At 59.5% G+C, this 22,547-nt stretch carries 22 protein-coding genes; 5 read left to right on the top strand and 17 right to left on the bottom strand.

Annotation, left to right across the window (positions count from 1 at the left end):
• Positions 1-309: 309 nt before the first annotated feature.
• The 7 genes from BLR72_RS11700 to BLR72_RS11670 form a co-directional block, all read right to left on the bottom strand.
• Entirely contained in the window at positions 310-990 is a 681-nt protein-coding gene (locus tag BLR72_RS11700; RefSeq protein WP_081815716.1) for a DUF4167 domain-containing protein, read from the bottom strand.
• 295 nt (positions 991-1,285) lie between these two features.
• Positions 1,286-2,149, bottom strand: coding sequence for a peptide chain release factor N(5)-glutamine methyltransferase (gene prmC, locus BLR72_RS11695; protein WP_091948520.1), 864 nt, complete (start codon positions 2,147-2,149; stop codon positions 1,286-1,288).
• Positions 2,146-3,225 carry a peptide chain release factor 1 gene (gene prfA, locus BLR72_RS11690; protein ID WP_091921324.1) on the bottom strand — a complete coding sequence of 360 codons (1,080 nt, stop codon included), beginning with the start codon at positions 3,223-3,225 and terminating at the stop codon, positions 2,146-2,148. The genes prmC and prfA overlap by 4 nt, the downstream gene beginning before the upstream one ends.
• 9 nt (positions 3,226-3,234) lie before the next feature.
• Positions 3,235-5,529, bottom strand: coding sequence for a phosphoenolpyruvate--protein phosphotransferase (ptsP, locus tag BLR72_RS11685; RefSeq protein WP_091948517.1), 2,295 nt, complete (start codon positions 5,527-5,529; stop codon positions 3,235-3,237).
• Positions 5,530-5,620: 91 nt separating this feature from the next.
• Positions 5,621-6,874: an aspartate kinase gene (locus tag BLR72_RS11680; RefSeq protein WP_027229661.1), complete on the bottom strand. Its 1,254-nt coding sequence runs from the start codon at positions 6,872-6,874 to the stop codon at positions 5,621-5,623.
• A gap of 155 nt (positions 6,875-7,029) precedes the next feature.
• Positions 7,030-7,341: a type II toxin-antitoxin system RelE/ParE family toxin gene (locus BLR72_RS11675; protein ID WP_091948515.1), complete on the bottom strand. Its 312-nt coding sequence runs from the start codon at positions 7,339-7,341 to the stop codon at positions 7,030-7,032.
• Positions 7,338-7,604, bottom strand: a complete 267-nt coding sequence (locus tag BLR72_RS11670; RefSeq protein ID WP_091948512.1) for a type II toxin-antitoxin system ParD family antitoxin — start codon at positions 7,602-7,604, stop codon at positions 7,338-7,340. Before BLR72_RS11670 ends, BLR72_RS11675 begins: the two co-directional genes overlap by 4 nt.
• Positions 7,605-7,762: 158 nt before the next feature.
• Between BLR72_RS11670 and ubiG the strand changes: the two genes are divergently transcribed.
• Positions 7,763-8,506, top strand: a complete 744-nt coding sequence (gene ubiG, locus BLR72_RS11665; protein WP_091948509.1) for a bifunctional 2-polyprenyl-6-hydroxyphenol methylase/3-demethylubiquinol 3-O-methyltransferase UbiG — start codon at positions 7,763-7,765, stop codon at positions 8,504-8,506.
• Here ubiG and BLR72_RS11660 read toward each other — a convergent pair.
• The 5 genes from BLR72_RS11660 to BLR72_RS11640 form a co-directional block, all read right to left on the bottom strand.
• Positions 8,493-9,407: a DMT family transporter gene (locus BLR72_RS11660; protein WP_091948506.1), complete on the bottom strand. Its 915-nt coding sequence runs from the start codon at positions 9,405-9,407 to the stop codon at positions 8,493-8,495. The genes ubiG and BLR72_RS11660 overlap by 14 nt on opposite strands.
• A 59-nt stretch (positions 9,408-9,466) precedes the next feature.
• Positions 9,467-9,880: a DUF1178 family protein gene (locus tag BLR72_RS11655; protein WP_091948504.1), complete on the bottom strand. Its 414-nt coding sequence runs from the start codon at positions 9,878-9,880 to the stop codon at positions 9,467-9,469.
• Positions 9,877-10,743 (bottom strand): carbon-nitrogen hydrolase family protein, encoded by an 867-nt coding sequence (locus BLR72_RS11650; RefSeq protein WP_091948501.1) that lies wholly within the window; start codon positions 10,741-10,743, stop codon positions 9,877-9,879. The genes BLR72_RS11655 and BLR72_RS11650 overlap by 4 nt, the downstream gene beginning before the upstream one ends.
• A 10-nt stretch (positions 10,744-10,753) precedes the next feature.
• The gene (gene grxC, locus BLR72_RS11645; RefSeq protein WP_091948498.1) at positions 10,754-11,023 is read right to left on the bottom strand and encodes a glutaredoxin 3; all 270 of its coding nucleotides are present in this window, start codon (positions 11,021-11,023) and stop codon (positions 10,754-10,756) included.
• Positions 11,024-11,100: 77 nt separating this feature from the next.
• On the bottom strand, positions 11,101-11,880 hold the full coding sequence (locus tag BLR72_RS11640) for a ComF family protein (RefSeq protein WP_091948495.1): 780 nt from the start codon (positions 11,878-11,880) through the stop codon (positions 11,101-11,103).
• A 62-nt stretch (positions 11,881-11,942) separates the two neighbouring features.
• Between BLR72_RS11640 and BLR72_RS11635 the strand changes: the two genes are divergently transcribed.
• Positions 11,943-12,833, top strand: a complete 891-nt coding sequence (locus BLR72_RS11635) for a methyltransferase domain-containing protein (RefSeq protein WP_091948492.1) — start codon at positions 11,943-11,945, stop codon at positions 12,831-12,833.
• Between the two features lie 3 nt (positions 12,834-12,836).
• Here the strand turns inward: BLR72_RS11635 and BLR72_RS11630 are convergent, their stop codons facing one another.
• From BLR72_RS11630 to BLR72_RS11610, 5 genes are all read right to left on the bottom strand, one after another.
• Positions 12,837-13,181 (bottom strand): hypothetical protein, encoded by a 345-nt coding sequence (locus BLR72_RS11630; protein ID WP_348271821.1) that lies wholly within the window; start codon positions 13,179-13,181, stop codon positions 12,837-12,839.
• 80 nt (positions 13,182-13,261) lie between these two features.
• Positions 13,262-13,678, bottom strand: a complete 417-nt coding sequence (locus tag BLR72_RS11625) for a (deoxy)nucleoside triphosphate pyrophosphohydrolase (protein ID WP_027229672.1) — start codon at positions 13,676-13,678, stop codon at positions 13,262-13,264.
• A complete protein-coding gene (locus BLR72_RS11620) occupies positions 13,671-14,426 on the bottom strand; it encodes a GNAT family N-acetyltransferase (RefSeq protein ID WP_091948488.1) in 756 nt (251 codons plus the stop codon). The genes BLR72_RS11625 and BLR72_RS11620 overlap by 8 nt, the downstream gene beginning before the upstream one ends.
• Before the next feature lie 27 nt (positions 14,427-14,453).
• Positions 14,454-15,695: a bifunctional glutamate N-acetyltransferase/amino-acid acetyltransferase ArgJ gene (argJ, locus tag BLR72_RS11615; protein WP_091948485.1), complete on the bottom strand. Its 1,242-nt coding sequence runs from the start codon at positions 15,693-15,695 to the stop codon at positions 14,454-14,456.
• 77 nt (positions 15,696-15,772) lie between these two features.
• On the bottom strand, positions 15,773-16,624 hold the full coding sequence (locus BLR72_RS11610; protein ID WP_228019360.1) for a peptidylprolyl isomerase: 852 nt from the start codon (positions 16,622-16,624) through the stop codon (positions 15,773-15,775).
• Positions 16,625-16,962: 338 nt separating this feature from the next.
• On the opposite strand from BLR72_RS11610, the gene secA reads away from it, so the two are divergent.
• The 3 genes from secA (at position 16,963) to BLR72_RS11595 (ending at position 22,546) form a co-directional block, all read left to right on the top strand.
• The gene (secA, locus tag BLR72_RS11605) at positions 16,963-19,689 is read left to right on the top strand and encodes a preprotein translocase subunit SecA (RefSeq protein ID WP_091948482.1); all 2,727 of its coding nucleotides are present in this window, start codon (positions 16,963-16,965) and stop codon (positions 19,687-19,689) included.
• Positions 19,690-19,838: 149 nt separating this feature from the next.
• Complete coding sequence (locus BLR72_RS11600) at positions 19,839-21,260, top strand: lipopolysaccharide biosynthesis protein (protein WP_091948480.1); 1,422 nt, start codon at positions 19,839-19,841, stop codon at positions 21,258-21,260.
• Positions 21,260-22,546 carry a type IV secretion system effector crotonyl transferase BspF gene (locus BLR72_RS11595; RefSeq protein ID WP_091948477.1) on the top strand — a complete coding sequence of 429 codons (1,287 nt, stop codon included), beginning with the start codon at positions 21,260-21,262 and terminating at the stop codon, positions 22,544-22,546. Before BLR72_RS11600 ends, BLR72_RS11595 begins: the two co-directional genes overlap by 1 nt.
• The last annotated feature ends 1 nt before the right edge of the window (position 22,547 follow it).

Here is a 22,547-nt window from a genome sequence, read left to right as displayed (position 1 = left end):
AGGTCGAAGCGGAAGGATTTATCATGCCAGAAGCAAAGCAAATTATCGATATGAATCATGGCGCATGCCGGCGCGCGCAGAAGAAGCGATGATGGATTTGGGCGGCGGGCTCTGATCTGCGGCAAATGGATGGAGTTTGCCGAATAGTCAGGCTTGCGGCGCAATAGCGGGCGCGGATCCTCGGCGAAGCCGGAGATTAGGGCCGACCGGTCGGCACGTGTTGCGAGCGAGTCTATGCGATCTCGCATTCACAAAATGAATAAGCCGCCCGCGAATGAACGCAGGCGGCCTATATCAAGAAAACCGAAATCAGACGTCCGATTCGACCGCGGCCCGGCGCTTCTTCACTTCGGCGACAATTCCTGCCGGCGAAAGATCGTTCGTGGCGTCAGCTGTACTCGGTGCGTCACTGTTGCCTTCTGCCACACGCGGTTCACGCGGCCGGGCCGGGCGACGACCGCGCGGTGCGCGGCGGGCGGACTTGGCCTCGGCGTTTTCCGCGTCGACAGATGCCTCGGCCTCCACCGGCCGTGCCTCGGGCTGAGGCTGCGGCTGGCGCTGGCTTGCCGTATCATCGTCATAGGCGACCTCTGCGGGCGTGCCTTGAATGACCGGCTGCGGTCCGCTCCCATTGATCGGCTGGTGCACGATACGTTCGACCTCGTTACCGTTGTCGTCGTCATAGCCCATGTCGTCGTCCTGGTCATCGCGATCGTCGCGCTGGAACTGGACGGGCGCCTGGGCCTGTGCCGCTAGAATGATTCGATTGTAGTGCTCGGCGTGCTGAAGGTAGTTTTCAGCCATTACCCTGTCGCCGCTGCTCTGTGCGTCACGTGCCAGAGTCGTATATTTTTCGGCGATGTGCTGAGCATTTCCCCGAATTTTGACGTCGGGTCCGTTGCTTTCGTAATTGCGGGATAGTGGGTTCGGACCTTTTCGGTTGTTGTTACCGCGTCCGCGCATGCGCCTATTCTGCTGTACTGGCCTCATACTTATCTCTTTTCAGAAAATCAGGGGCGCTGTTTTGCTCACCATTTGAGTCAAAAAGCTTCGCTTCTCAAGTGCCGACCTGAAGCGCGCCCCGCGCTTCAATCGCATCCAAAGTTTCATAAAACTTTTGTGCTGCCGCAAAAACCGTCTTCTCCAAAGTTTTCCCGAAGAAAGATCAAACACCCAGAAATTCCCTACCAACTTCTTGATAGGCAGAACCAGTTTTGTTCGGTTTAGAGCGGTATCCGGAAACTATCCGTCTTCGCGGCAAATTCCAAGCCTTTTTTCAAGATTTTTACGCGGCTGTGAACAAAAGTGCCCGTTCATGGCCGCCAATATCCGTCTTTGTGGCCTCCAGCACCAAATCTGAAGCAGCGAAAATCGCTGCAACGTCGGCGCGTTGATCAAAACCGATCTCCACGGCAACCGCTCCACCTTCCCGAAGATACTGGCGGGCCCCGGCGGCGATGATTCGGTATGGTCCAAGACCATCCTCCCCGCCATCGAGCGCCCGGACCGGATCGTGCAATACAACTTCACGTTGCAGGCCTTCGATGTCGGTCGTCCGTATATAGGGTGGGTTGGAGACAATCAGATCGTAGACGCCCGTCACGGTGGAAAACCAATCCGAATGCAGGCAGGCAAAGCGCTCCGATACCCTGTTAAGGTGGGCATTCTCGCGCGCCGTATCAAGGGCGCCTGTCGATATGTCGACACCCACGGCACGCAATTGCTGCAATTGATTGAGCAACGCCAAGGCGATGGCTCCGGTGCCGGTGCCGAGGTCGAGAAGGTCGGCAACGCCCAATTCCTGAATGCGGCGGCGCAGGAAAGGCAGCACGAGTTCCACAATCGCTTCGGTATCGGGGCGCGGCTCCAGCGTTTCGCGCGACAGCGCCAGTTCGATATCGAAAAAGGCCCGTTTGCCGATGATCCGATGTACGGATTCGCCGTTCATTCGCCGGTTGAGGACCACTTCCAGCCGCGCATTCGTTTCAGAATCCACCTGCCTGCCGGGGTTCCGGATCGTTTCCAGTTGATCGGTTCCGGTGACCCATTCAACCAGAAGGCGAGCATCCAGCGTGGCTGTGTCAATTCCTGCACGCGCAAGACGGTTGCGCGCGTGCTTGTGTGCGTCGGCGAGGCGCGCCGTCGTCATAGCCCATCGTTCATCTGGGCGAGCAAGGCCGTCTGGTGATCTGAGATCAAGGCGCCGATCAGTTCGTCGAGATCGCCTTCCATGATGCGGTCGAGTTTATAGAGCGTCAGGTTGATGCGGTGATCCGTCACACGCCCCTGCGGAAAATTGTAGGTGCGAATACGCTCCGACCGATCACCCGAACCGACCTGGCTGCGCCGCGCCTCCGAGCGCTCGCTGTCCGCCTTCTGCCGCTGCATGTCAAAAAGCCGCGATCTGAGCACCTGCATGGCGCGCGCGCGGTTCTGGTGCTGGGACTTTTCAGCCTGAACGACCACGATGCCGGACGGAATGTGTGTGATGCGGACGGCCGAATCGGTGGTGTTGACGTGCTGGCCGCCGGAACCGGAGGCGCGCATCGTATCGATGCGGATGTCCTCCTGGCGGATATCGATATCAATTTCCTCGGCTTCGGGCAGAACCGCCACGGTTGCCGCCGAGGTATGAATGCGCCCGCTCGCTTCCGTATCGGGGACACGCTGCACCCGGTGTACGCCGGATTCGAACTTGAGCTTGGCAAAGACCCCCTTGCCGGAGACCATGGCAATGACTTCCTTGTAACCGCCGGCTTCACCGTCGCTTGCCGAAATGAGCTCGACGCGCCAGCCATTGGCGGCTGCGTAACGCTCATACATGCGAAAGAGGTCGCCAGCAAAAAGCGCTGCTTCCGAACCGCCAGTCCCGGCACGGATTTCGAGGATCGCGTTGCGCTCGTCGGCGACATCCTTCGGCAGGAGCAGGACCTGGATGTCCTTTTCGAGTTCGCCGATCCGCTCGTCGATCTCCGGCAGTTCCGCCTCGGCAAGTTCGCGCATATCCCGATCGGTCGCTGCATCATCGAGCATTGCCTGCAGCCCATCGGCCTCGCTGCGCGCGGCCAGAAGCTCACGAATCTTGGCGACAACGGGCTCGAGCTCGGAATACTCCGATGCGAGCTTCACATAGGTTTCGGAATCGGGATTGCTCGACATCTGCGTTTCCATCATGGAAAAACGCTTCAGCAGCTGATCCATACGATCCTGCGGAATGGACATTATTCAAAACCTCTAGAGTGGAACGCCAGCTCGCTCTGCGTACTTCGTAAGAAAGTTGCGCAACGTGCCGGTCTCGCCGTGATTGTCGATCGCGTCCTTAAGCTGGGCGCTGAGTTCGCCAACGTCCAGTGAGCCGAGCATGGCTTTGACAGGACCGATCGCGGCCGGCGACATTGAAATGGAACGATAGCCGAGCCCGATCAACGCCATGGATGACAAGGGCTTGCCCGCCATTTCACCGCAAAGCGTCACACTCGTATTGTTGCGCTCGCCCGCCTCGGCGATCTGGCGCAGCACCCTCAGGAACGGCACCGAGAGATTGTCGAAGCGATTGTTGATGATCGAATTGCCCCGGTCGACCGCCATGACGAACTGGAAGAGGTCGTTGGAGCCGACTGATACGAAATCGACTTCGGCCATCAACTCGTCGAGCTGCCACAGCAGCGACGGCACCTCGACCATGGCTCCGATCTTGACGCGGGTGGGAAGATCATAGGCAAAGCGCGACAGGTGCTGGACCTCGCGGTTGATCAGTTCGCTGGCCTTGCGCACTTCCTGCACTTCCGTGACCATCGGCAGCATCAGGCGCAATTCGCGGCCGCCGGCGGCCTTGAGCAGGGCGCGTACCTGTGTGCGCAGAAGGCCAGGCCGATCGAGCGTAAGGCGCAAAGCCCGCCAGCCCATCGCCGGGTTTTCTTCGTTTACGTTGCTGCGGAAGTAGGGGAGCACCTTGTCGCCGCCAATATCGAGCGTACGGAACGTGACCGGACGGTCGCCGGCAGCTTCGAGCACGGATCGATAGAGCCGCTCCTGCTGCTCGGCGCGCGGGAAGGTCGATGCAATCATGAACTGGAGCTCGGTTCTGAAGAGGCCGATGCCCGCCGCCCCGGCTTCGGTAAGCTGCGGCAGATCGACCAGCAGGCCGGCATTCATTAACAGCTTGATCTCGATGCCATCCTTGGTAATCGACGGCTTGTCCCGCGATTCGCGATAGAGGGCCTGGCGCTTGGCCCGGAACCGCACCTTCTCCGAATAGGCAGCCTCAAGTTCCGATTGCGGCCGCAGATGAACACGCCCGTCATCGCCATCGACGATCACGGCATCATTGTTTTCCGCCATGGAAACGACGCCCTTGACCTGGCCCGCCACCGGAATGCCCATGGCGCGCGCCACGATGACCACGTGGCTGGTCGCCGCCCCGTCTTCGAGCACGAGGCCGCGCAGGCGTTCGCGCGGATAGTCGAGAAGCTCCGCAGCGCCCATCGAGCGCGCGATTATGATCGCGTCCTTCGCCAGCGTTCCAGCCATCGTCTTGACATCGCGCCCCATCAGCTGGCGAAGCAGCCGATTGGCAAGGTCGTCGAAATCGCTCAGCCGCTCGCGCATATAAGGGTCGGTCAGATGCATCATGCGGGCGCGCGTATCGCTCTGCACCTTCTCGACTGCGGCTTCCGCAGTCAGGCCGTTGCGGATCGCCTCTTCGAGGCGCCGTACCCAGCCTGTATCGTGAGCGAACATGCGATAGGCTTCAAGCACTTCGCGGTGCTCGCCTTCGAACGCCACGTCACGCCGCGACAGCATGTCGTCGATGGAAATACGCAGGGACCCAAGCGAGCTCTCGAGCCTGTCGATTTCGGCATTGATGTCTTCGTTGAAGAGGTTGGTTACGACGATTCGCGGCTCGTGCAGCACGACGTGCCCGAGGCCAACCCCATCGTTGAACGCGCTGCCGCTGAAGCTCATCGGCTTGCCAAGGTCGAGTTCGACACCGGGCCGTGCGATGCGGGGGATATCGCCGGCCGCAACCATTTCGGCAAGCACCATGGCCGTGGTCTCGAGCGCCTCGACCTCATCCTCGCGGTAGACCCGCTTGGTGCGGTTCTGAACGACGAGAACGCCGAGCGTGCGCCCTGCCCTCAGGATCGGCACGCCGAGGAAGGAGTTGTAAATTTCTTCGCCCGTTTCCGGCAGATACGCGAAGGCCGGATGAGCTTGCGCATCGGTCAGGTTGAGCGGGCGCGCGCTTGCGGCAATCGTGCCGACGAGACCCTGACCAAGGCGCAGTTGCGCCAGGTGGACGGCCGAGGGATTGAGACCTTCGGTTGCGTATAGTTCGAGGACCCCATCGGAGCGCAGCACGTAGAATGAGCACACTTCCGCGACCATGTTCTGCGCAATTTCGCGAACAATGCGGTCGAGCCTCTCCTGCGGCTCAAGAGCCTCCGCCATCAGTTCGCGGAGGCGCTTCAGCATCACACGAGGGCCACTTATCGGGTCGCGTGTAGGCACTGGATGCCTTTCTCCCATTGTCAATTGTGGCAAGGCCGCCGGGACCTCACCAAATCAGTCGATCCATCATGTCAGTCGGCACGAACGCCGACAAACAGAATCTCGCTCGTTAATGCTTATCGAGACCGTACACAGAATGCAAAGTGCGTACGGCGAGTTCCGCGTAGGGTCCATCGATCAGGATCGAGATCTTGATCTCGGATGTCGTGATGGCGCGGATGTTGATTCCCTTGTCTGCAAGGGCGCGGAACGCCGTGGCAGCGACGCCCGCATGGCTGCGCATGCCGATGCCGATGACGGATACCTTGACCATGCCGGCTTCGGACTGAATCACGTCGAAACCGACATCCTGCTTGACCTTCTCGAGAACAACGAGGGCCTTGTCGAGATCGCCGGTCGGGACCGTGAACGTCATGTCGGTCTTCGACCCATCCTCGGAAATGTTCTGAACGATCATGTCGACATTGATGTGCGCTTCGGCGAGCGGGCCGAAGATGCCGGCGGAAATGCCGGGACGGTCGGCAACACGCCGCAACGAAATCTGGGCCTCGTCCTTGGCGTAGGCAATTCCTGTGACAACCTGCTGTTCCACGATTTCTTCCTCGTCGCAAATAAGTGTTCCGGGCGGATTGATCAGATCGCCCATGCCCGGTGCATCGGGATCCTCGAAGCTGGATCTGACAAATGTGCGCACTTTGTGCACCATGGCAAGCTCGACCGAACGGACCTGCAGCACCTTGGCGCCGAGCGAGGCCATTTCGAGCATTTCTTCGAAGGAAATGCGCGAAAGCCGGCGCGCCTTGGGCTCGACGCGCGGGTCGGTCGTATAGACGCCGTCTACGTCCGTATAGATATCGCAGCGGTCGGCCTTCACCGCGGCGGCGATGGCGACGGCGCTGGTATCGGAACCGCCGCGCCCGAGTGTCGCTATGCGGTTGTCCGGACCGATGCCCTGGAATCCAGCGATAACCGCGACCTGGCCTTCCTGGAAGCGCTCGATCAGAAAGGAGCCGTCGATGTCGACGATGCGGGCCGCACCATGGGCATTGTCGGTCTTGATCGGTATCTGCCAGCCTTGCCAGGAGCGGGCATGGATACCCATGGATTGCAGAGCGATGGCAAGGAGCCCGGAGGTTACCTGTTCGCCCGAGGCTACGATGGCGTCGTACTCGCGGGCGTCGTGCATCGGCGACGTCTGCCGGGTCCAGCCCACGAGCTCATTGGTCTTTCCGGCCATTGCCGAGACGACGACGGCAACCTCGTGCCCGGCGTCGACCTCGCGTTTGACATGCCTGGCCACATTGCGGATGCGGTCAATATCGGCCACCGAAGTGCCGCCGAATTTCATCACGATGCGTGCCATGGAAATTACCGTTCTGGAAAGGCCTGAAAACTGGGTCGGAAAAGAGTCGTTTGAAATGAACTGGCTCTTTGCCAAATGAATGCGGCCTCCCATAACGAAATTATCAGCCGACTGCAAGAATGGGAATAAACGCGCGATCGTCCTCTTGAGGAGGCTCAGTCGCGATCTTCGAATGTGTCATGCGCTATGTTGCGACCGCCATAAAAAACTCCGAGGATCAAGACGGTGTCCGATTTGACCAAAAAGGCAACGCTGACCGTGCGCTTGAAGCCGATGATTCGAATGCCTTGCATGATATCGTCACGGACTGTGCCTCGCTCCGGAAAGGTTGCGAGGCTCATGCAAAAGGCTTTAATGGCAGATAGATACGCGAGCGCCCTTACCGTCCCGGCGGACTCCTGAATATATCGGTGAAGATCAATAAGGTCCTGTTCAGCCCGTGGATGGAACAGGATCCGATAGTTCATTTTTTCAGATTGCTTGCAGGTCGAAGATGGGCTTCGAGCCTTGAGAACACCTGCTCTGCGGGTATAGGCAGCGAAGGGTCATTCTGGATTTCCAATGCCCGCCCTGCGATTTCGTTTCGGAGCCAGTTCTCCCTGGCCTGCTCATAGTCTTCAAGCATGCGCAAACCGGCCCTCACGACTTCACTGGCATTGTTGTAGCGGCCGGAATCAAGCTGCCTCTTGATAAATTGTTCATAGTGCTCATTGAGTGCGATGCTTGTCATGATGGGGCACCTCAGCTGTCATATTTGATGATGTCGATCTCGGTGACAATAGATACCAAAGAATGACATTCATTGACACCAGGAACTGTTACCCCGATTGCGCCTTGACATTGCCTCCCGGAACAGGCCACTCGAAAACAGTCAAAGAGGATGAGGCCATGGCGACAACCGAGCGCACTACAATCGATGCCGCAGAAGTCGAGCGGTTCTCTCGCATGGCAGCCGAGTGGTGGAACCCGCAGGGCAAGTTCCGCCCCCTGCACAAGTTCAATCCAACCCGCCTTGCCTACATCAAGGAAAAGGTCTGCGGCCATTATGGTATCGACCCTCATACGCCGATGCCGTTTTCCGGCCTGCGCATTCTTGATATCGGCTGCGGCGGCGGACTTCTGTGCGAGCCCATGGCGCGGCTCGGCGCAACGGTTGTCGGCGCTGACGCGGGCGAGACCAATATCGAGGTCGCCAAAATCCACGCCGCCCAAAGCGGCCTTGTCATCGATTATCGGGCGACAACGGCAGAGGCGCTGGCGGAGGCCGGCGAACAGTTCGACATCGTCCTCAATATGGAGGTGGTCGAGCACGTCGCCGATGTCGAACTTTACATGTCGGCCTGCGCGCAGATGGTAAAGCCCGGCGGACTAACCTTCGTTGCCACCATCAACCGGACATTGAAGGCGCTGGGGCTCGCAATATTTGGAGCCGAGTATGTCTTGCGGTGGTTGCCGCGCGGAACCCACCAATATGAAAAGCTCGTCCGCCCGGAAGAACTCGAAGCCGCGCTGCGGCAATCCGGATTGGAAGTCGTCGAGAAGATAGGCGTGACTTACAGTCCGCTCAGCGATAGCTGGAACCGCTCCCCCGATACCGACGTCAACTATATGGTGCTGGCTACGCGGCCTTAGTTGCCACCAGCGCCTTGGCTTCCATGCGCTGGGCCTTCGTCGTCATCAGCACGCCGATTGTGATGATGAGGGCGCCTCCCCAGGTTGCAAGCTGGTAGATTTCGCCGAGAAATAACGTCCCGGCAAGCAGCGCAACTGCCGCGCCCACATAGCCGATCTGGCTGAGATAGACCGGGCCGCCCACCGCCTGCAGCTGAAAGTACAGCGCGAACATGCAGGCAGAAGCCACCACTTGCGCCACAACAAGCCAAGGAATGCCGCGAAGCGGCGCAACCGGAAAGCCGCCAGTCATATAGAAAATGATCGGGATCAGGAGCAGCGCCGTCATAAGGTGGCTGCCAGCTGCAAGCTCGGTCGGATCGGCGCCCGCCGGCCAGTCGACCGTGCGGTAGACGTTGCCGAGCGCCAGCAGAACCGGAATAAGTAAACCGATGGCAACCCAGAGCGGCTCGGCCGGCTGCCCGACCTGACCGCGGGTGAAGCCGACGATGACGGCGCCGACAAACCCGACAAGAATGCCGAGGAGGCCGAGTGGACTTGGCCTGCGCAACTTCAACATGACAGAAAACAGCAAGGTGAAGACCGGCGACAGCGTGTACATGATGCCGGTATAGCCGGATCCGAGATGCGGGATGGCCGAAAGTGTCATCAGGTTGGGAACGGCGTAGGAAACGAGCGCGGTGATAACGTAATAGCGCAGCATGTGCGCATTGAGCTGCGGCCGCTTGCCCATGACGAGAAAGGCCGTCAGCAGCACGGTTCCGGCGCCGAGTGAAATGACGAATGCCCAGACCGACGGCGCAACACCTGCCACGAATGCGAGCTTGCCGAAGGGAAGCGTCAGCCCAAGGAAGGCGCCGGTCAGAACCAGCAGAACGGCAGCGGAGTTCAATAATTGCATGGAAGAATCACCTCGGTCCGGAGAGGTGAACCTTAGCCATTGGCATCAACGCAGCAAGATCAATTGCGCTCTTCGGGAAAGACCGGAAGCGGCATCACGTCGACACCGTCATCGAGAAGAGACTTGACCTCCTCCTGGGAAGCTTCGCCGTAGATGCCGCGCTTTTCCACCTCGCCAAAATGGATCTTGCGCGCCTCCTCTGCAAAGTCACTGCCGACATAATCGGCATTCTCGCGCACCTTTCTGGTCATTTCTTTGAGCTCGCTGACCATCTTGCTCATGGCAACGGCGATCTTCTCCTTCTGTCGCCCGGTCGTCACCGATGGCGCCATCAGCGCTTTGCCGATGTTATACGAGCCGCAAGTCGGGCAGGCTACCAGTCCCTTCCCCACCTGGGAATCGAAGTCGTCATTGCTGCGGAACCACCCTTCGAATTCATGGTCGTGCTCGCAATGGAGCGAAAACCGGATCATGATGCGACGTCGAGCCTTGTCTTTTCGCCGTCATTTTCGACGATCAATCCGAACGGACGCGCATTCTTGAGGTTCGGTACCTTCGCACGCGCGGCGGCGCTGAGTGCCGGATCGATATCGGCGACAATGATCGCGGGATCGGCGTGGGCAGCCTCTGCGAGAACTTCACCCCAGGGAGCGACGATCAGCGAGTGACCGAAGGTCTCGCGCCCGTCTTCATGCACGCCGCCCTGGGCAGCCGAGATCATGAAGGCGCCGTTTTCAATCGCCCGGGCCCGTTGCAGCACATGCCAGTGCGCCTCACCCGTCTGACGGGTGAAGGCGGCCGGAGCCGATATAACCGAGGCACCGGCAAGCGCCTGAGCGCGGAAAAGCTGCGGGAAACGCACGTCGTAGCAGATGGCAAGCCCGAGGCGAGCAAACGGCAGATCGATGAGGACGGTATCAGCGCCGGGCGCATATACGGCGGACTCGCGCCAGCTCTCGCCATTGTCGAGATCGACGTCGAACATGTGGATCTTGTCGTAGCGCGTCAGCATCTTGCCGTCTGGACCGAATACGAATGCGCGGTTGGCAATCTTGCCGTCATCACGGGCGATCGCCGTCGACCCGATGTGAAGATGGATGCCATGTTTCGCGGCAAGCGCCGAGGCTGTCCGCACGATGACATCGTCTGCTTCGCCCTTGAGCACGCTTGCCAGCGTCTTGCGGTCCCGCTGCAACGCGCCGGTCATTTCCGGCGTCTGCACGTAGACAGCGCCTTTGCCGACCGCATCCCCCACATATTCAGCAAGGTCAGCGGCATTGCGCTCTGGATCGACGCCGGAGCGCATCTGGATGGCGGCTGCACGAAATGACGTCATTGGATCATCCTCAAGCGAGTTCGCCGGTCTTCAACAGTGTGTCGAGCCGGCCCTGGTTTTCAAGCGCATAGAGATCATCGCATCCGCCGACATGAGTCTCGCCGATGAAAATTTGCGGGAATGTCGTGCGGCCATTGGCACGCACCAGCATATCCTGACGGGCCGACGGCTCGAGGCTTGCATTGTGTTCGACGAAGGCGACGCCTTTCTCCGCAAGGAGGCTCTTGGCCGCCGTGCAATAGCCGCAACCATTGCGCGTATAGATTGTTACATCAACCATTCGAATACTCCACGTTGCTCCCTATATAGGCATGAAAAATCAACGCGGAAAGACCTGAACTTTGCGACATCTCGCCGTCAGATGGGCAATTCTTTTGCAAGCGCACGGCTGAAAGTGAGAACATCGACCCTTGACGCACCCCCGCGCAGCAATGCGCGCGACGCAGCCTTCACGGTAGCCCCGGTTGTATAGACGTCGTCGATGAGAAGCACGCGGCGGCCCCGGACCTTGATTTCTTGTGCCTCCGGCACCTTGAAAGCGCCGCTCATGTTGAGCCTGCGCGCATTCGAGCCGAGACCGACCTGCTGGCGCGTGCGTTTCACACGTTTGAGCGCATCAGGATCGAAGGTCTTGCCGGCAAGACGCGCAACATGCCGGGCGAGTTCGGCCGATTGATTGAAGCGGCGAAACCAGAAGCGCCGTGCGTGGAGCGGTACCGGCACGATAATATCGCAACCGTCAAGCAGTTCAGTGCCGGCGCGCAGCATCCAGCGAGCCATCCATGGTCCAAGATCGGTTCGGTCATTATATTTCAGCCCCTGCACCATCTCGGCTACAACGCCCTCATGCACGGCTACCGAACGGGCCCGCTCGAAAGGCGGCGGATCGGCGATTGCTTCCGCGGAGAGGATGTCGGCGCCAAGATCGTGGCTGAATGGCGTCCCGAGAACGGGACAATACGGCTTCTCGATAAAGCGAACCTTGGCCCAACATGCACCGCAAAGACTGCCGGGCTCCGCGACAAGCCGCTCGCAGCCCGAACATACCGGCGGAAACAACAGCGTGGCAAACTGGCGTGTCAGCCCTTTCGCAAGCCCATGCGCCGTCTGCTTGAAGGTTTCCGCTCGGGTTTTCATTGCAATTCGTTCCAAGGCGACGCATCTACCCGTTGACTATACATTGATCAGAGTAATTCGGAATGGAACGTCATCAGGTTTTCGATCGGGCATTGTTGCTGACACGGCGCCTGCGGGCGTTGCGCCAGCACGGCAGCTCCGCCGATTTTCTGCTCGGGCGGGCAGCCGATGATCTCGGAGAACGTCTTTCGGCGGTCGAGCGCCGCTTCGACGTGGCGGTCGATCTCGCTGGCCATAACGGCCTCGGGGCGCAGGCTCTGCTGCGCTCGGGCAAGGTCGAGTGCATCTTGCGCGTTGAACATGATGCAAGCTTTCTTGATCGGTCGTTTCCCGGGGTTGTCGCCGACGAGGAGGCATTGCCGCTCAAGGCCGGGTCCCTAGACCTGATCATATCCCTGCTTTCGCTGCACCTGACCAACGATACGCCCGGCACGCTGCTGCAAATAAGGCGCGCCCTTAAACCAGATGGCCTCTTCCTTGGTGCCATGGCGGGTGAGAACACGCTTGGCGAACTGCGCGAATGCCTGCTCGCGGCCGAGAGTGAAATTTACGGCGGCGCATCCCCGCGCGTCGCGCCGTTTGCGGATGTGCGCGATGTCGGCGCACTGCTGCAGCGGGCCGGCTTCACCCTGCCGGTCACCGATATCGAAACCTACACGGTCCGGTACGACACGGCGTTTCACCTGATGCGCGATTTGCGGGCCATGGGCATGCAGAACGTCCTCCTCGGGCGCTCGCGCAAGCCGGTGTCGCGACGCTTCTTCGCGCGCGTGGCGGAAATCTACGCGGAACGCTTCAGTGACCCGGACGGGCGTATAAGGGCGACGTTCTCGTTCATCTGGATGTCCGGGTGGGCCGCACATGAGTCGCAGCAAAAGCCGCTGAAGCCAGGCTCGGCCAAGGCCAAGCTCGCGGATTTTCTCACCAGCGTCGAAAACCTTGAGAAGAAATAGCGATCAGCAGTCGCCGCTTTGCGAGCCGTCGCTTTTTATAATGCAAACCGCATTGGGCGAGCGCTGCAATACGCTGCGGTGAATCGTATAGGTCTTCGTCGATGGATCCTCTTTCCGGATCGAGCCGGTTGCCATCTCATCGAGAGACCGGCCAGCGGAATAATCGACGACGGATTGCGAGCCGCGATCGGCCAGCGGCGCTATGATCAGCGCCAGTGCAATGGCAGCCGAACCGAATAGCAAAGTGATGCGAAGCAGCCCGGTACCCGCATTCATCAGCGTACCTGACAGCCGCGGTTCATCCTCGCGATAGTCTTCCTTGCGCGCCATGCCCCACCTGAACTTCATTGCCCCAATTCGGCTAAAAGTCGCTCAATCAGGTGAAGGATTCATTAACACTTGGAAGACTTGGCAATTTACAGTTGTGTTCAAAGGAGATCGATCAGAAACGGGATCAGAGGTATGTCGGCAGGCGGCATTGGATAGTCGCGCATGTCTCTTGCCCTTACCCATTTCAGCGCCTGCCCTTCCATCGGACGGGGAATACCCTCATAGCGGCGGCAGATGAACAGCGGCATCAAGAGGTGAAAAGTCTCATAGGTATGGCTCGCGAAGGTTAGCGGCGCGAGACAGGCCGGCTTGACGGTGATGCCGAGCTCTTCATGCAGTTCGCGAATGAGACTCTCTTCGGGCGTTTCACCCGGATCGACCTTGCCGCCGGGAAACTCCCAGAGCCCCGCGAGCGATTTGCCTTCAGGGCGCTGGGTCAGGAGCACGCGCCCGTCGGCGTCAACAAGGGCGCAGGCCGTAACGAGAAGGATCGGGTGCGACACGCGCTCACTCATGATCGGGCGCCTGCCTGTAGACGTACCGATAGGCTTCCTTGAAACCCAATTGTTCGTAGAGCCCGATCGCGGCGGTATTTTCGACCTCGACCTGCAGCCATGCCTTTTTTGCCCCGTGCTGTTCGGCCCACTTCAGTGCCGAGCGCACGATCGCGCGCCCCAGTCCGGCGCGCCGGCGCTCGGCTGCGGTGCTGATGTTGAACAGGCCAACGAGAGCGCCGTCCTGAACACCGATCGCGGTTGCAACCGGCTCGGCGTTCTCCTCGATGACAAAAAGCCCCTTTGAAGGTTTGATACCGCTGATCACTTCGAAAAGGCCGGGCTTCACTGAAGGATCATCTCCCTGGACCTTGATCGAAGCATCGATGAACCTGCCGATGTCCTTGAGCGGTATTTGATCGATGGCGTCGCCGACATCGACATGCGCGAGGTCGGCAACCATGACCATCGATTCATCGAAGCGCGCCCAACCTATGCTTTCAAGATAGGTATCAAGCTCCTGTGGCGCCAGCGGCGATAGCCGGAAGGTTGGCGGCCTCCCATAGGCGCGAAAGCGCTGCGCTGCGCGCGCGACGCGATTTTCCATATCGGCAACATCCCCGGGATCGAGCGGATTGACCGAATTCAGCCGTTTCGAGGGATGACTCGCGGTAATGCGAATGGCCCAGCTTCCATCGTAATGAACCGAGGACGCTGGCCAAGCCCTGAATCCAACCGCCTCAATCTGTCTGATCTTCGCCAGTTGCATTCGCTATCCTTGTATGAGCAAGCCCGCCTAGCTGCGATAATCGCCGTTGATGGCGACATATTCCTTCGTCAGGTCGCAGGTCCAAACAGTTGCCTTGCCCTTGCCGAGGCCTATATCGACTCGGATTTTGACATCCTCATTCTTCATGTAATCAGAGGTTGCGTCTTCAGAATAGTCCGGATCGCGTTCACCGTCGCGGGCAACGCGAATGTCGCCGAACCAGATGGCAAGGCGGTCACGGTCGGCCGGTTCGCCTGCCTTGCCAACGGCCATGACGATACGGCCCCAATTGGCGTCCTCGCCCGCGGCAGCGGTCTTGACGAGAGGCGAATTGGCGATTGATAGAGCAATGCGCTTGGCCGAACCGTCGGACTTTGCGCCGGTCACGTTGATCTCAAGCATCTTGCGTGCCCCCTCGCCGTCGCGAACGACCTGCAGGGCGAGGTTTTTGAGGATCCGGTCGAGCGCCTTCTTGAAATCTTTCAGCCGCTTGTCTTTGACCTTGGTGACAAGCTCGGCGCCGCGTTCGGCTGCCGAGCCCGTTGCGAACAGCAGAAGCGTATCGGAAGTGGATGTATCGCTGTCGACGGTAACGGAATTGAAGCTTTTGCCTACGGACTTCGACAGGAGCTTCTGCAGCACATCCGACTCGATCGGGGCATCGGTCGCAACGAACGACAGCATGGTCGCCATGTCAGGCGCGATCATCCCGGCGCCCTTGGCGATGCCGTTAATGGTGACCGGTACGCCGCCAAGCAGGACCGTTTCCGTCGCGACCTTGGGGAATGTGTCGGTCGTCATGATTGCGCTTGCGGCTTCCTGCCAGAAGCCGGGCACGGCCTTCTTCGTCATATCAGCAAGGAGATGGCTGAACTTGCCGGCGTCCAGAGGCTCGCCGATAACGCCCGTAGACGCGAGAAACACTTCCCCGGTTTTGCAGCCCACGGCCTTTGCTGCTGCTGCTGCGGTCAGTTTGGTCGATTCGCGGCCTTTCTTGCCGGTAAAGGCGTTGGCATTGCCCGAATTGACGACAACCGCACGCGCTTTCCCGCCTTCGAGGCTGTCGCGGCAGAAATCGACCGCAGCGGAGGGACATTTAGACCTGGTGAAAACGCCGGCGACCGCTGCCGGCTTGTCAAAGACGATCATAAGGACGTCGGTACGGCCCTTGTACTTTATTCCGGCCTCGGCAGTGGCGATCCTGACCCCATGGATATCCGGCATGGCAGGATAGTGTTTCGGTGCCAGCGGCGAGACAGACGTAGACATTGGGCGACCTCGAAAAGCGCTTTTGACAAGGTGGGAGAGCATAGGGACCCGGCGCATGAACGCCGGGTCCCTATCAATTACTGTTGCTGCTGCGCTTCCATGGCGGCCTTCATGGCCTTTTCGGTTTCAGGATCGCCATATTCGATCTTCAAGTCGCCGCGGTCCTTCTTGACGAGATCAAGATAGCGCTCGCGAATAAGGATCGACTTTACCTGCTCCTTGACCTGGTCGAATGCCGGCGGCTGCTGCACGCGCTTGTCTTCGAGCTTGATCACGTGGAAGCCGAACTGGGTCTGCACCGGCACCTTGGTATACTTGCCGATTTCGAGCTCGTTGGCTGCCTTTTCGAATTCCGGCACCATCTGGCCCGGTCCGAAATAGCCGAGATCGCCACCCTGGGCCGCCGAACCATCGGTCGACTTGGCCTTGGCAACGTCCTCGAACGATGCGCCGCCATCGAGTTCCTTGATGATGGCTTCGGCTTCTTCCTTGGTCTTCACCAGAATGTGGCGCGCGCGCACCTCATTCTGCGGCGGCATGGCAGCTATTTCCTTGTCGTAGCGAGCGCGGATGTCGGCATCGGTGATCTTGTCGACGACCTGCTGCTTGAAATAGTCGTTGTGAAGCGCGCGATCCTTGAGGAATTCAAGGCGTGCCTGGAATTCCGGTGTCTGGTCGAGCTTCTCGGACTCCGCCTTTGCCGCCAGCGACTTGATGTCGATGATCGCGGCAAGAGCGGCCAAACGCCGCTGCTCTTCCGGAAGGCGCGAAAACTGCGGATCGAGATCGGCGGCGATCTGGTCTACGTCCTTCACGGTAACTTTCTCACCGTTGACGGTGGCAAGAACCTTGTTCGGATCGACTTTCGCGGGCTCTGCCTGGGTCGCATCGGGCTTCGGAGCTTCTGTTTTTCCTGCGTCCTGAGCCATGGCCAGAGTGGAAACACCGGTCAAAAGCAAAGCAGCAGTCATCAATGAAAGGGTTTTACGTATATGCGTCATGGTCAATTTCTCCTCGGAAGGACCGGTACGTGCTAGGAATGCGGCAGAATTTTGCTATGGCGAAGCGATCAATCGCTTGCTGCTTCAACATTGACATAATTCGGGACCCCTCTTATCTGTCCATCGGCTTTGCGTCCAGATAGCTTGGCAACCATACGCTTATAGATTTGGCTTGGTGTCCGTATTGTAACAGGCATGCTTCATGCGGGCGGCGGGCGCCAATAAATGCCGGGTTTCCTGGCAAAACGGATTAGAGAGGACCAGGGATGGTCAGTTTCGGCGGCCTTGCCCGCAAGATTTTCGGCTCCTCGAACGAGCGCCGTGTCAGAGGCTTCAAACCTCGCGTTGAGGAAATCAACGCGCTTGAAGCGGAAATGTCATCACTTACCGACGAACAACTCAAGGGGAAGACCGCGGAATTCCGCGCGAAGCTCGCCGAGGGCACCAAGCTCGACGACCTGCTGGTACCGGCATTCGCGGTTGCACGCGAGGCGGCCAAGCGTGTCCTCGGCATGCGCCCCTTCGACGTGCAGTTGATTGGCGGCATGGTGCTCCACCATGGCGGCATTGCTGAAATGCGTACGGGTGAAGGCAAGACGCTGGTTGCGACGCTTCCAGTCTATCTGAACGCCCTCGAAGGCAAGGGCGTTCACGTCGTGACTGTGAACGACTACCTTGCAACGCGTGACGCGCACTGGATGGGCCAGGTCTACAATTTCCTCGGCCTGACCTACGGCATCATCGTTCATGGTCTCGACGACGAGGAACGCGCAGCGGCCTATAATTCCGATATCACCTACGCCACGAATAATGAACTCGGCTTCGATTATCTGCGCGATAATATGAAGTATGAGCGCGCGCAAATGGTGCAGCGGCCGCACAACTACGCCATCGTCGACGAAGTGGATTCGATCCTCGTCGATGAGGCGCGCACGCCGCTCATCATTTCCGGTCCGCTCGACGACCGCTCCGACTTCTACAATCTGATCGACACATTCATCCTGCCGCTGAAGCCGGAAGACTACGAAGTCGACGAAAAGCAGAAGACTGCGATCTTCACCGAAGAAGGCACCGAGAAGCTCGAAAATCTGCTGCGCGATGCCGGCCACCTCAAGGGCGAAGGCCTCTACGACATCGAGAACGTTGCGGTGGTGCACCACGTCAACAATGCGTTGCGTGCCCACAAGCTGTTCCAGAAAGACAAGGACTACATCGTCCGCGGCGACGAAATCGTCATCATTGACGAGTTCACCGGCCGCATGATGCCGGGCCGCCGTTTCTCGGAAGGCCTGCACCAGGCACTCGAAGCCAAGGAACATGTGACGATCCAGCCCGAAAACCAGACGCTGGCATCCATCACCTTCCAGAACTACTTCCGCATGTACAAGAAGCTAGCAGGGATGACCGGTACCGCTTCGACGGAAGCCGAAGAGTTTGCCAATATTTACGGCCTCGAAGTCACCGAAATTCCGACCAATCTTCCCGTCCAGCGCAAGGATGAGGACGACGAGGTCTACCGGACCGTCGAGGAGAAATACAAGGCTATCATCCGTGACATCCGCGAAGCGACAGGCAAGGGCCAGCCGGTCCTCGTCGGAACGACATCGATCGAGAAGTCCGAACTGCTTGCCGAACGCCTGCGCAAGGAAGGCTTCAAGGACTTCCAGGTCCTGAACGCCCGTTACCATGAGCAGGAAGCATTCATCGTCGCGCAGGCGGGCGTCCCGGGTGCGCTGACCATCGCCACGAACATGGCCGGTCGCGGTACTGATATCCAGCTCGGCGGCAATCTCGACATGCGGATCAAGGCCGAACTGGACGATATGCCGGCAGGCGACGAGCGCAGCGCCAAGGAAGCCGCAATCCGCGCCGATATTGCGCGGCTGAAGGAAAAAGCGCTTGCCGCCGGCGGTCTCTACGTTCTTGCTACCGAGCGCCATGAAAGCCGCCGCATCGACAACCAGCTGCGCGGCCGATCCGGCCGTCAGGGCGACCCCGGCCGCTCAAAGTTCTTCCTGTCGCTGCAGGACGACCTCATGCGCATTTTCGGTTCCGAGCGCATGGACGGCATGCTGCAAAAGCTCGGCCTCAAGGAGGACGAGGCCATCGTCCATCCCTGGATCAACAAGGCGCTCGAAAAGGCGCAGAAGAAGGTCGAGGCGCGCAACTTCGACATCCGCAAGAACCTTCTAAAATACGACGACGTGATGAATGATCAGCGCAAGGTGATCTTCGAACAGCGCATCGAATTGATGGATGGCACCGATCTCAGCCAGACCACCAGGGAAATGCGCGAGGATGTCATCGACGACCTTCTCGCCCGTCATACGCCGGAAGGCGCCTATGCCGAGCAGTGGAACATCAAGCAGCTCGATGAGGACGTCCGTAACATCCTCAATCTCGACCTGCCCGTCACCGAATGGGCGCTCGAGGACGGCATTACGCCCGACGACATTCGCGAGCGCCTGACCGAGGCGGTCGAAAAGGCAGCGGCAGATCGCGCCGAGCGTTTCGGCCCCGAGATCATGGCCTATGTCGAGAAGTCGGTAATCCTCCAGTCGCTCGATGCGCTTTGGCGCGAGCATCTGGTCAATCTCGACCATTTGCGTTCGGTCGTCGGCTTCCGTGGTTACGCGCAGCGCGATCCGCTCAACGAGTACAAGACCGAAGGCTTCGAGCTCTTCCAGACGATGCTCGTCAACTTGCGCCAGAACGTGACCTCGCAACTGATGCGTGTCGAACTCGTGCGCGAAGCCGCAGCCGCCCCTGAACCGGCGCTCCCGGTCATGGAAGGCCATCACATCGACGGCTTCACCGGCGAAGATGATTTTGGCGAAGGCAGCGTCCTCGCGGTGCAGGAGGATCTTCGGGTGGTAGACCCCGCCGACCGCGATCCGAACAATCCGAAGACGTGGGGCAAGGTCGGCCGCAACGAGGCCTGCCCTTGCGGTTCCGGCAAGAAGTACAAGCATTGCCACGGCGCCTTCGTCTGAAGTCGCCCGATCAATGACTTATGAAAAGGGCCGCGCTCACCACGCGGCCTTTTTTCTCCTGTGAGCGCACACCTTCGGGGCGTTGACATTCCGAACCGTTTCTAAACGTTTACGGACTAATACCCAGGGTTGAACAAGTGGAGCGGCCTTTGCGAATTTCTGCGGTACGAACTGCAGACCTTCTATTGCCAAAACGACTGTCGGAGCAGCTTAATCCGTGGCTTTTACGCCTCGACCAGCTGTTCGACGGATCGAACCAGCATGCCGTTGCGCAGCGCGTCTCGCTTATCGCTTTTTCCGTTCGCATTGTCAGCGCCATGATCGCCCTGATTTCGCAGGTGATCTTCGCGCGCTGGATGGGCCAGTTCGAATACGGCATCTTCGTGCTCGTCTGGGTGACGGTGGTCATCCTTGGAAACCTTTCCTGCCTCGGCTTCCAGACCACCGTCATCCGCTTTGTCCCGGAATATCTAGAGCGCGGCCAGATGAACCATCTGCGCGGCATTCTATTCACCAGCAAGACGTTTGCCGTCGGCCTTACCACCCTGGTTGCGGTTATCGGCGCGGCCGGCGTCTATATCTTCCGAGACAGGCTCGAATCCTACTACGTCGCGCCGTTCATCGCGGGGTTTATCTGCCTGCCGATGATTGCACTTGGCGACACGCTCGACGGCACGGCGCGCTCGCGCTCCTGGGCGCTTGTCGCCCTCACGCCGACCTATATCGTCCGCCCCATCCTCACCCTTATCGTCATGAGCATCGGCCATGTGACGGGTTTTGCGCCGACCGCGATGACCGCCATCATCTCGGCGATCATCGCCACCTATGCGACGAGCCTGTTCCAGTTCCTCGTCGTCCGGCACCGGTTCAAGGCGGTGGTGGAACCTGGCCCAAAAACCATAGAGTTCGGCCACTGGTTTGCGGTATCCCTGCCGATTTTCCTCGTCGAGGGCTTCTTCTTCCTGCTGACCAATGCCGATGTCCTGATGGTCGGCCGCTTCCTCGATCCCGAGAAAGTCGCAACCTACTTCGCCACGGTGAAACTTCTGGCGCTCGTGCATTTCGTCTATTTCTCGGTAAAGGCCGGGGCGGCGCAACGCTATTCCGAGCTGATGCAGAGCCACAACCAGGCGGAGCTCGGGCAATTCGCCCGCGATACGGCGCGCTGGACTTTCTGGCCGTCCCTCGTCATGGCGATGCTGCTGCTCGTTGCCGGCAAGCCGCTTCTTTACCTTTTCGGCGCGCAGTTCACCGATGGTTATCCGTTGCTTTTCATCATGGTGATCGGCGTCGTAGCCCGTGCATCGGTCGGCCCGGCGGAGAGCCTTCTCAATATGGCCGGCAGACAGAACATCTGCGCGACGGTCTACGCAGTGACGCTTGTCGTAAACATCTGTCTCAGCATACTTTTGATCCCGATCTATGGCCTGGCGGGCGCCGCCTGCGCCACCGCATTCTCAATGGTGTTTGAAGCGGCGACCCTGTCACTGACCGTCTATTATCGCCTGGGCATAACAATGTTTGTTTTTGCCGGCAGGTCTGAAGCCAAGCCCGCCAAGGAAGAAATCTGATGGCAGCCACACCCCTTCTCGAAGAATTGGCCGCTGGCCCGTCCGCACAGATCATTGCGCAGCTTTCCGGCTTCGACAATCCAGGGGATGCGGCAAAGCAGATCGAGGAATCGCTCGGCAATCGAGGCGTGCCGCGCAAGATCTCGGTCTATTCGGCGTCCGCCGGCTTCGAACTTCTCGAAGAACTCGACTACCTGACCTACCGCACCGTCGAGCCGAATATCTTCTTCAATCCGCGCTTCCTTGCCCCGGCCATGCCTCGCCTTGATGACAGGCAGGTACGCCTGATGGTCGTGCGCGACGAAAACGACGCCAAGAGCCGGCTGCGCTTCGTCATGCCCTATACGATCGAAAGGCCCGGCTTTGCCCTTTCGGCCTCGATCATCCGCGGCTGGGCGACTTCGTTCGGCCCGCAGGGAACGCCATTGATCGACCGCGATGACCCGATCGGCGTGCTCAATGATTTCTTCGACATGCTCGGCCGCAAGCATTTGAAGCTGCCGCAGATCCTGGTCTTGCCCGACATGCTGCTCAACCGGCCGGTTGCGCAGTTGATCCGCTCGGTTGCCATGGACCGCGACCTTACGATCGAAACCGTCAACCAGGTCGAGCGCCCGTTCATCGAAAGCAAGCTCGACGGCGACGATTATCTGCGCGAAGCCATCGGCACCCGCCACGCCAAGGAGTACCGGCGCCTGTGGCGCCGCCTCGCCGAAAAGGGCAAGCTGACCTACACTGTCAGCCGCAGCGAAGAAGACATTCGCCTCAAGCTCGAAGAGTTTCTGGCCCTTGAAGCGAGCGGCTGGAAGGGCCAGCGCGGCTCGGCGATGGCCGTCGATCGTTTCCGCGCCGCCTTTGCCCGGGAAGCTGTCAACAACCTTGCCGGACGCGATCTGGCGCGCATCCACGCGCTTGAACTCGACGGCAAGACCATCGCCGTTCTCGTCGTTTTTGTCGAAGCCGGCGAAGCCTGGACCTGGAAAACCGCATACGATGAAAGCCTCGGCGCCTATTCGCCAGGGGTGCTCCTGATGATCGAGATGCTGAAGAACCACCTCGACGATCCGAACATCGACCGGACCGACTCTTGCGCCATCCCCGACCACCCCGTCGCCTCTCGCCTCTTTCGCGAGCGCGAATTGATCGGGACGCTGGTGATCGGACTGACGCCCGGAGCCGACCGCGCCGCCCGCCAGGCGGCGTCGCAACTGCACCTCTACCGACGCACCCAGAACCTCGCTCGCGCCCTGCGCGAGCGGATACGGGATTTCACCCGGCGGAAGTAGT

It is taken from the genome of Phyllobacterium sp. YR620, from assembly GCF_900104165.1.
GTDB classification, from domain to species: Bacteria; Pseudomonadota; Alphaproteobacteria; order Rhizobiales; family Rhizobiaceae; genus Phyllobacterium; species Phyllobacterium pellucidum.
Note: the sequence above shows the minus strand (reverse complement) of the source record. Positions and strands in the feature narration are given on the sequence as shown.

Excerpts from the sequence above, each read along its gene's own strand:
- BLR72_RS11700 (WP_081815716.1), bottom strand. The coding sequence starts at position 990 with ATGAGGCCAGTACAGCAGAATAGGCGCATGCGCGGACGCGGTAACAAC.
- prmC (WP_091948520.1), bottom strand. The coding sequence starts at position 2,149 with ATGACGACGGCGCGCCTCGCCGACGCACACAAGCACGCGCGCAACCGT.
- ptsP (WP_091948517.1), bottom strand. The coding sequence starts at position 5,529 with ATGGGAGAAAGGCATCCAGTGCCTACACGCGACCCGATAAGTGGCCCT.
- BLR72_RS11680 (WP_027229661.1), bottom strand. The coding sequence starts at position 6,874 with ATGGCACGCATCGTGATGAAATTCGGCGGCACTTCGGTGGCCGATATT.
- BLR72_RS11675 (WP_091948515.1), bottom strand. The coding sequence starts at position 7,341 with ATGAACTATCGGATCCTGTTCCATCCACGGGCTGAACAGGACCTTATT.
- BLR72_RS11670 (WP_091948512.1), bottom strand. The coding sequence starts at position 7,604 with ATGACAAGCATCGCACTCAATGAGCACTATGAACAATTTATCAAGAGG.
- ubiG (WP_091948509.1), top strand. The coding sequence starts at position 7,763 with ATGGCGACAACCGAGCGCACTACAATCGATGCCGCAGAAGTCGAGCGG.
- BLR72_RS11660 (WP_091948506.1), bottom strand. The coding sequence starts at position 9,407 with ATGCAATTATTGAACTCCGCTGCCGTTCTGCTGGTTCTGACCGGCGCC.
- BLR72_RS11655 (WP_091948504.1), bottom strand. The coding sequence starts at position 9,880 with ATGATCCGGTTTTCGCTCCATTGCGAGCACGACCATGAATTCGAAGGG.
- BLR72_RS11650 (WP_091948501.1), bottom strand. The coding sequence starts at position 10,743 with ATGACGTCATTTCGTGCAGCCGCCATCCAGATGCGCTCCGGCGTCGAT.
- grxC (WP_091948498.1), bottom strand. The coding sequence starts at position 11,023 with ATGGTTGATGTAACAATCTATACGCGCAATGGTTGCGGCTATTGCACG.
- BLR72_RS11640 (WP_091948495.1), bottom strand. The coding sequence starts at position 11,880 with ATGAAAACCCGAGCGGAAACCTTCAAGCAGACGGCGCATGGGCTTGCG.
- BLR72_RS11635 (WP_091948492.1), top strand. The coding sequence starts at position 11,943 with ATGGAACGTCATCAGGTTTTCGATCGGGCATTGTTGCTGACACGGCGC.
- BLR72_RS11630 (WP_348271821.1), bottom strand. The coding sequence starts at position 13,181 with ATGAAGTTCAGGTGGGGCATGGCGCGCAAGGAAGACTATCGCGAGGAT.
- BLR72_RS11625 (WP_027229672.1), bottom strand. The coding sequence starts at position 13,678 with ATGAGTGAGCGCGTGTCGCACCCGATCCTTCTCGTTACGGCCTGCGCC.
- BLR72_RS11620 (WP_091948488.1), bottom strand. The coding sequence starts at position 14,426 with ATGCAACTGGCGAAGATCAGACAGATTGAGGCGGTTGGATTCAGGGCT.
- argJ (WP_091948485.1), bottom strand. The coding sequence starts at position 15,695 with ATGTCTACGTCTGTCTCGCCGCTGGCACCGAAACACTATCCTGCCATG.
- BLR72_RS11610 (WP_228019360.1), bottom strand. The coding sequence starts at position 16,624 with ATGGCTCAGGACGCAGGAAAAACAGAAGCTCCGAAGCCCGATGCGACC.
- secA (WP_091948482.1), top strand. The coding sequence starts at position 16,963 with ATGGTCAGTTTCGGCGGCCTTGCCCGCAAGATTTTCGGCTCCTCGAAC.
- BLR72_RS11595 (WP_091948477.1), top strand. The coding sequence starts at position 21,260 with ATGGCAGCCACACCCCTTCTCGAAGAATTGGCCGCTGGCCCGTCCGCA.